This window comes from uncultured Aureimonas sp., assembly GCF_913775355.1.
Classification (GTDB): Bacteria; Pseudomonadota; Alphaproteobacteria; order Rhizobiales; family Rhizobiaceae; genus Aureimonas.
Map to the genome: position 1 here is coordinate 1 of NZ_CAJYIU010000162.1, position 7540 is coordinate 7540.

At 70.4% G+C, this 7540-nt stretch carries 8 protein-coding genes; all 8 read right to left on the minus strand.

The genetic code is table 11. The features are described 5' to 3' along the window. On the minus strand, positions 1-352 hold a 352-nt coding region (locus QZ753_RS10510; protein ID WP_294643495.1), incomplete at its 3' end, for an SDR family NAD(P)-dependent oxidoreductase. After that, positions 352-1275 (minus strand): dihydrodipicolinate synthase family protein, encoded by a 924-nt coding sequence (locus QZ753_RS10515; RefSeq protein ID WP_294643497.1) that lies wholly within the window; start codon positions 1273-1275, stop codon positions 352-354. The genes QZ753_RS10510 and QZ753_RS10515, both read right to left, overlap by 1 nt. After that, positions 1272-1952, minus strand: coding sequence for an aspartate/glutamate racemase family protein (locus tag QZ753_RS10520; protein ID WP_294643499.1), 681 nt, complete (start codon positions 1950-1952; stop codon positions 1272-1274). The genes QZ753_RS10515 and QZ753_RS10520 overlap by 4 nt, the downstream gene beginning before the upstream one ends. After that, positions 1949-3412, minus strand: a complete 1464-nt coding sequence (locus QZ753_RS10525) for an amidohydrolase family protein (RefSeq protein ID WP_294643501.1) — start codon at positions 3410-3412, stop codon at positions 1949-1951. Before QZ753_RS10525 ends, QZ753_RS10520 begins: the two co-directional genes overlap by 4 nt. Next, positions 3405-4826 carry an ABC transporter substrate-binding protein gene (locus tag QZ753_RS10530; RefSeq protein WP_294643504.1) on the minus strand — a complete coding sequence of 474 codons (1422 nt, stop codon included), beginning with the start codon at positions 4824-4826 and terminating at the stop codon, positions 3405-3407. Before QZ753_RS10530 ends, QZ753_RS10525 begins: the two co-directional genes overlap by 8 nt. Continuing rightward, entirely contained in the window at positions 4823-5839 is a 1017-nt protein-coding gene (locus tag QZ753_RS10535) for an ABC transporter ATP-binding protein (protein ID WP_294643507.1), read from the minus strand. Before QZ753_RS10535 ends, QZ753_RS10530 begins: the two co-directional genes overlap by 4 nt. Continuing rightward, on the minus strand, positions 5836-6822 hold the full coding sequence (locus QZ753_RS10540; RefSeq protein WP_294643509.1) for an ABC transporter ATP-binding protein: 987 nt from the start codon (positions 6820-6822) through the stop codon (positions 5836-5838). Before QZ753_RS10540 ends, QZ753_RS10535 begins: the two co-directional genes overlap by 4 nt. Before the next feature lie 8 nt (positions 6823-6830). Beyond that, the coding region (locus tag QZ753_RS10545) for an ABC transporter permease (RefSeq protein ID WP_294643511.1) at positions 6831-7540 on the minus strand (710 nt) is incomplete at its 5' end.

Sequence of the window (7540 nt, forward strand, 5' to 3'; positions counted from 1 at the left end):
TGAGGTGAAAGAGGTTGGCGGCCATCGTCTCGAACTGGCGCAGCCAGTCGCCGCGCGCCATGCCCGCTGCTGGACCAGGCGGAGGGCCGCCCGAATTGTTGACGAGGATATCGACGCCGCCATCCGCCAGCAGCCGCTCGGCGAGCGCGTCGATCGCCGCGATGTCCGAAAGGTCCGCCGAGACGGCCGTCAGGCCTGTCCTGCCGCCGCCCCAGGCCTCGATCGCCGCCGCATCGCGGGCGACCGCGGTGACCGCGACGCCCTCCGTGAGGAGCCCTTCGGCGATCGCGCGGCCGAGGCCCCGGCTCGCGCCCATGACCAGCGCGCGGCGGCCGTTGATTCCGAAATCCATCAGTTCAGTTCCTTCAGTCGCTTGTCCTGCCGCGCGATGAGCCGCTCGATGTCGGCCACTGTCTGCGGCGTGAGGTTGCCGCCCGGCCGGCGCAGCGCGGCATTCGCGATGATGCCGCGGCGTGCCATGACGTATTTGCGCACCGCCAACCCGACGCCCGGCTGCTGCTCGAAGCGGGCGAGCGGAAGGTAGGCGTCGAAGAGATCGTGGGCGCGCTCGGTCTCGCCGGCATCCATGTGGCGGACGACGTCGACCATCATTTCGGGATAGGCGAAGCCCGTCATCGCGCCATCCGCCCCACGCCCCATCTCCTCGGGCAGGAACATGCCGCCGTTGCCGCACAGGATCGAGATGCGCCGGTCGAGGGAGCCCTCGGCGCGCAGCGCCGTGATCTTGTCGAGCCCCGGCCAGTCCTCGTGCTTGAGGCAGACGCACGTCGGCAGATCGCGCACGATGCGCCGGATCACCGGCACCGACATCTGCACGTTGGTGACGAGCGGGAAGTCCTGCAGCACGAAGGGCACGTCGCCGATGAACTCGGCGGCCTGGTGGTAGTAGGTCACGATCTGGTCGTCGGTGCGCAAGGCGCCGGGCGGGGCGATCATCACGCCGGCCGCCCCGTCGTCCATCGCCATCGTCGTCAGTGCCGCCATCTGCGCGAAGCCCGCCGCCGAGACGCCGACCACCACGGGCACGCGGCCCCCGACGCGGGCGAGGATGCGCCGCACGATCGTCTGCGATTCCTCGATCGTCAGCTTCTGCGCCTCGCCCATCATGCCGAGGACGGTCAGCCCCGTCGCGCCGCAGTCGAGGTAGAAGTCCACCATCCTGTCGGTGCTCTCGAGGTCCAGCGCCCCGTCGGCCAGAAACGGCGTGACGGCGATGACGTAGACGCCCCTGGCGCTCTCGTTCAGCCGCATCATCGGTTGTCTCCTTGTGTGTGCTGTGCGCGGGCAAGCGCCACGCGGCCGATGGCCATGGCGGTGGCGGTCTCGCAGGGTTCGATCACGGGGCGGCCGAGCGCCGCTTCCAGAGCCGCGCGAAAGCGCGTCATGCCGGCGCAGCCGAGAATGAGGACGTCGGCGCCGTGCGCGTCGCGCAAGGTCCGCCCCACCTCCTGCAGCCGGGCGAAGGTCCGCGTCTCGTCGGTGAGGTCCGCGACGCCGAGTTCGAGCGGCAGGTCGGCGGCGAGGCGATCCATCACGCCCATCGCGCCGAGCATGCGCATGTGGCGGGGCACCGATCGCTGCAGGATCGACAGGATGCCGAAGCGCTGGCCGACCGACATGGCGGTGAGGATCGCGCTTTCGGCGATGCCGAGCACCGGGCGACGGCTCTGCTCGCGCAGCGCCGCGAGGCCGGGGTCGGAGAAGCAGGCGACGACGAAGGCGGAGGCCTCGTCCTCCAGCGCGGCGGCGCGCTTCAGAAGCGGCGCGACGACGCCGTCGACATGGGCCTGGGTCTCGATCCCCTTCGGCCCCTCGTCGAGCTGGACGGCCGCGATCCGCATGGGGCTGGAGGCGCGCAACCGCTCCATCGCCCGGTCGATGCCCGCGGTGACGGCCTCGCTGGAGTTCGGGTTGACGACGAAGATGGTCATGGGCGCTCGCCCTCCGCTTCAGGCTTGGGATAGCGCGCGCGGCCCCAGAAGCCGTCCGGTAGGCCCAGCATGTCTTCGGCCCCGATCCGCGCGATCATGCGCTCGGCCTCCGCTTGCGCATCGGCGAGGACGCCGGCCATATCGGTCCGCACCGGCCGGCCGCCCTGCAGCAGCACTTCGCCGCCGACCAGCACGGTGTCGACGTCGTTGCCGTTGGCGAAGTAGGCGACGCGGAACGGCTCCATGTTGGCGGGATAGAGGTGCGGGCGCTGCATGTCGACGAGGATGAGGTCGGCCGCCTTGCCGGGCTCCAGCGAGCCGATCTCGCGCTCCATCCCGAGCGCCTTCGCCGCGTCGATCGTCACCATTTCCAGCGCCTTGCCGGGCGGCAGGACGCTGGGGTCGCGGAAGTGCCGGCGATGGTAGTGTATGGCCTGCTGGACGTGGCGGAACATGTCGGCGGAGCGGTCGGGCGCCGTCGCGTCTGAGCCGATGGCGACGACAGCCCCCGCCTCCATCAGCTCGATCGCCGGGCAGCGCCCGAGGATCGAGGCGATGGCGCTCGGATTGTGGGCAATGCGCGTTCCCGTCTCGGCGCAGAGGGCGATCTCGTCCTCCTCGATGTCGATGCAATGCGAGAGAAGCGCATCGGGCCCGAGCAGCCCGAGCGCGGCCGCGCGCCGGATCGAGCCGCGCCAGTGCCCATCCTGCGTGAAGAGGACGCCGTGCTCGCGCGAGGCGGCGCGCACGATCGTCGCCTGTCGCACCGCCTCCGCATAGTCTGCGGCGGGCATTGTCGTCTCGTGCTCGTCCCGCAGGACGGGGTAGAGAAGGGCGAGGTTCAGTGTCCCGCGCCCATGCCAGTCCCGGACGAGGGTCCGGCAGGTGTCCATCTGCCGCTCGAAGGAGACGGGGTAGGGCGCGGTGCGATCTTGCGCATCGCGGGTCGCATAGGTTCGGGGATGCGGCGCGCGGGTCGGGCCGACGGCGACGACCGAGCGCGTGCCGATGTCCCTGACGCCCTCGCAATGGGCCGCGCCGTAGGCGGGATCGTCGGTGCGCATGATCGTGTCGCCGCCGCCGAGCAGCGAGACGCCGCAGGTGACGCCGAAACGCAGCCGCTCCAGCGCGGCGAGCCGCGCCTCGGCGTACCAGAACTCCGGCGGCGAGGCCTGCGTGTAGACCTCGCCGCAGATCCGCTCCCAGTGGTCGCCGTCCTCCATGCCCATGGTCTTGATCAGACCGTGTCCGGCATGGGCATGGACGTCGATGAGGCCCGGCAGCATCACCTTGCCGGCCGCGTCGAGCGTCGCGGCGTCGGGATGGGCGGCCTCGACCTCGGCGCGGGACCCGACGGCGACGATGCGTCCGGCGGTGATGGCCACGGCGCCGTCGGGAATGACGCGGCGCGCGCCGTCCATGGTGATGACGTAGGCGCCGGAGACGACGAGATCAGTCATGGGCCATCTGCGGCAGGCGCGTCACGTCGAGGACGGCATCCGTCGGCAGGGCGAAGCCGGGATGATGACCCCGAAGGCCGGTGACACGGATCGGGTTGTAGAGCGTCAGCCAGGCGGGGTCGTCCTGAAGGACGCGATAGGCCCTCGCGTAGATCGCCGCGCGCGCCGCGTCGTCCGTCGAGCGGCGACCCCGGTCGATGAGGTCTTCGACCTCCGCATTGTGGTAGCCCTCCCACCACGACCCTTCGACCCGCGCGTCGAGCTTCTCGACGAGGACACGGTAGGTCGAGAGCGGGCTCGAATCGAAGACGGCGAGATCGCCGATCTCCTTGCGCCGCACCTGATGCGCATAGGCTTCGCGGTCCTCGTGATAGGTGACGTCGAGCGCGACGCCGACGGCGGCCAACTGCTCGGCCAGCGCCGCCGTCAGCCCGACCGCCTCGTCCGGCAGACGGGTCGGGCAGGAGACGGTGAGCCGCAGCCCGTCGGGATGGCCGGCGTCCGCGAGGAGCGCCCGTGCGGCCGCCGGATCGCGCGCGGGTGCCGCTTCGCGTCCGGCCCCGAAATGGACGGGACTGACGAAGCCGTGGAGCGGCGTCGCGCCGTCTTCCATCACGTCCCGCACCAACGCGTCGCGGTCGAGCGCGAGTGACAGGGCGCGGCGAAGGCGGGCGTCCCGCAGGGGGCCGCGTGCGGCGTTCATCAGGAAGATGATCGCGACGGGATTGAGCGTCTCCACCCGCGTCGTCTCGGTTCCGAGATCTGCGGCGAAGGGGAGATTGGTCGCGACGTCGGCCTTGCCCTCGCGAAGCGCCGCAGCACGGGCCCCCGCATCCGGCATCGCCTGAAACACGAGCGGCGGCAGACCCGCATCCGCGGCCGGTCGCAGCCGCACCGACCCGTCGCGCACCGCTTCGACCCGGTAGGGGCCGGTCCCGGCAATGGCCGCGATATCGCCCGCATCCATTTTCGCAAGGCAGTCCGGCGAGGCGATGAAGCCCTGGACGAGGACGTCGAGCAGATCGGCCATCGGCTCGGCGAGATCGATCGAGAGGTCGAGCCCGTCGCCTGTGATGGCCGCGTTCCCGAGATACTGACGCCAGACGGCGGGGGCGCCGAGCGTGTAGCCCTTGTCCTCGCGCGCCATGCGGCGGAGCGAGAGCGCGACGGCCTCAGCGTCGCACCGGCCGCCGTCGTGGAAGGTGACGCCGTCGCGGATCCGGAACCGCCAGCGGCGCGCGTCGGGCTCAACGGACCAGCGCTCGGCCAAGGCCGGTTTGAAGCCGTCGTCGCCGCGCCGCACCAGCGTCTCGCAGATCGCCGAGAGGATCGAGAGGTCGTCCGCGGCGTCGGTGCAGTCGTGCGGATCGACGAGGTCGGCCCGTCGCTGGAGGGTGGTGACGGGCGGTGTCATGCGGGGTCCCTCTGCGGCTCGTCGGTCAGGTGGCAGGCGACGGACTGGCCACCGCCGATCTCGCGCATGGCCGGGCGTTCGGACTTGCAGCGGTCGAAGGCGAGCGGGCACCGGGTGCGGAAGCAGCATCCCTCGGGAAGCGACAGGGCGCTCGGCACCTCGCCCGTCAGCGGGATCTCCGCCTTCGCGCGCGCCGGGTCGATGCTCGGCGCTGCCGAGAGCAGCGCGCGCGTGTAGGGGTGGCGCGGGGTGTGGAACAGCGTGTCGCGCGGGGCTATCTCGACCATGAAGCCGAGATACATGACGCCGATCCGGTCGGCGATGTGGTGCACCACCGAGAGGTCGTGGCTGATGAAGAGATAGGCGAGCGCGAACTCGTCGCGCAGGTCCATCATCAGGTTGAGGATCTGCGCCTGCACCGAGACGTCGAGCGCCGAGACCGGCTCGTCGGCGATGATGAGGCCGGGATTGACCGAGAGCGCACGGGCGATGCCGATGCGCTGACGCTGTCCGCCGGAAAACTGATGCGGGTAGCGCCCGGCGTGCTCGGCGTTGAGCCCGACCTTGGCCAGAAGCGTCGCGACGCGCTCGGCCACCTCGCGCGGCGGCAGGGAGCCTTGCGCGCGCAGGGGCTCGGCCACGATGTCGCGCACCTTCTGGCGCGGGTTGAGCGAGGCGAACGGGTCCTGGAAGATCATCTGCATCTTCGAGCGATGCGGCAGGAGCGCGTCCTGCGGCAGGGTCGCGATGTCGGCGCCGTCCAGCCGGATCGTCCCCGCCGTCGGCTGGTAGATACGCGACACGGATTTGGCGAGCGTGGACTTGCCGCAGCCCGATTCCCCGACGAGCGCCAGCACCTCGCCCTTCTGGATGGCGAAGCTGACGCCGTTGACCGCCTTCACGACGCGGTCCTCCAGCCGGAGCCGCCCGCCCTTCAGGCTGATGCGCTCGAGAAGCCCGGGGTTGAGGCTGAACTCCTGGCGCAGATCGGCGACTTCGAGCATCGCCGTCATGCCATGCCTCCGGCCGACAGGGGAAAGTGACAGGCCGCCTGGCCCCCGCCGGGCTGGGGGGCGAGCTGCGGCTCGACGTTCGCGCACAGCGCCTGTGCGCGCGGGCAGCGAGCCCGAAAGGCGCAGCCGTCCGGCAGGTGGCGCACGTCGGGCACCGTGCCGGGGATCTGCCGCAGCCGCGGCTGGCGATGGTCGGGATCGGGGATCGAGTCGATCAGTCCGCGGGTATAGGGATGGGCGGGCGCTTCGAGGATCTGTCGAACCGGGCCGGTCTCGACCACGCGGCCGCAATAGAGCACCGTCACCCTGTCGACCATTTCGGCGACCACCGCGAGGTCGTGGGTGACGAGGATCAGCGAGGCGCCCTGATCGCGGATCTCGCGGCGCATGAGCCGCAGGATCTGCGCCTGGATCGTCACGTCGAGCGCGGTGGTCGGCTCGTCGGCGATGATGAGGCGCGGCTGGGCGAGGAGCGCGATGGCGATGACGACGCGCTGGCGCATGCCGCCGGAGAACTGGTGGGGGTAGCTGTCCAGCCGCTCGGCCGCGCGCGAGATGCCGTTCGCCTCCAGCATCTCGATGCAGCGGGCGCGGCGCGCCGCCTTGTCGAGATCGGTGTGGAGGCGCAGCATCTCGTCCATCTGCCGGCCGATCGTCTGCACCGGATTGAGCGAGGTCATCGGGTCCTGAAAGATCATCGCGATCTCGCGCCCGCGGATCTCCCGCAGGCGCTTCTCCGACGCCTTGGCGAGGTCTTCGCCGCGGAACAGGATTTCGCCGCCCTCGATCCGGCCCGGCGGGTCGATGAGGCCGAGAAGGGAGAAGCCGACGACGGATTTGCCGCCGCCCGACTCGCCGACGAGGCCCATGATCTCGCCGGCCGCAAGGTCGAAGCTGACCCCGTTCACCGCCTTCACGGTGCCGGCGAACGTGTGGAAGTGGGTGCGCAGATCGCGCACCGCGAGAAGGGGCTGGGACTGCATGGCCAACCCTATTTCAGCCGGGGATTGAGTTCGTCGCGCAGGAAGTCGCCGACGAGGTTGATGCCGAACACCATCGCCATGATCATCAGGCCGGGGAACAGCGAGGTCCACCAGAGGCCGGAGAAGAGGACATCGAAGCCGTTCTTGATGAGGAGGCCGAGCGAGGGTTGGGTGACCGGCACGCCGACGCCGAGGAAGCTGAGCGAGGCCTCGATCAGGATGAAGGTGCCGACCTGCACGGTGGCCACCACGATCAGCGGTGTCAGGACGTTGGGCAGGATGTGGCGGCGGATGATCGGCCCGGTGCGAAGCCCGGCGACCCGCGCCGCCTGCACGTATTCGCGGTTGCGCTCCCCGAGCGTCGAGCCACGCACCGTGCGGGCATAGACGACCCAGCCGACGGCAGTCAGCGAGATCAGGATTTTGTCGATGCCCGTGCCGAAGGCCGACATCAAAAACAGCGCGATCAGCATCGAGGGGAAGGACAGCTGGATGTCGGCGACGCGCATGATGAGGGCATCGATCCAGCCGCCGAAGTAGCCCGCCATCAGCCCGAGGAAGGTGCCGATCACGCAGGACATCAGCGTCGCGGCCAGCCCGATCAGCGCCGAGATGCGCGTGCCGTAGACGACGGCGGCGAGGACGTCGCGGCCCTGCCCGTCGGTGCCGAGCCAGTATTTCGGGTTGCCGCCGTCCATCCAGGCGGGCGGCAGGTAGC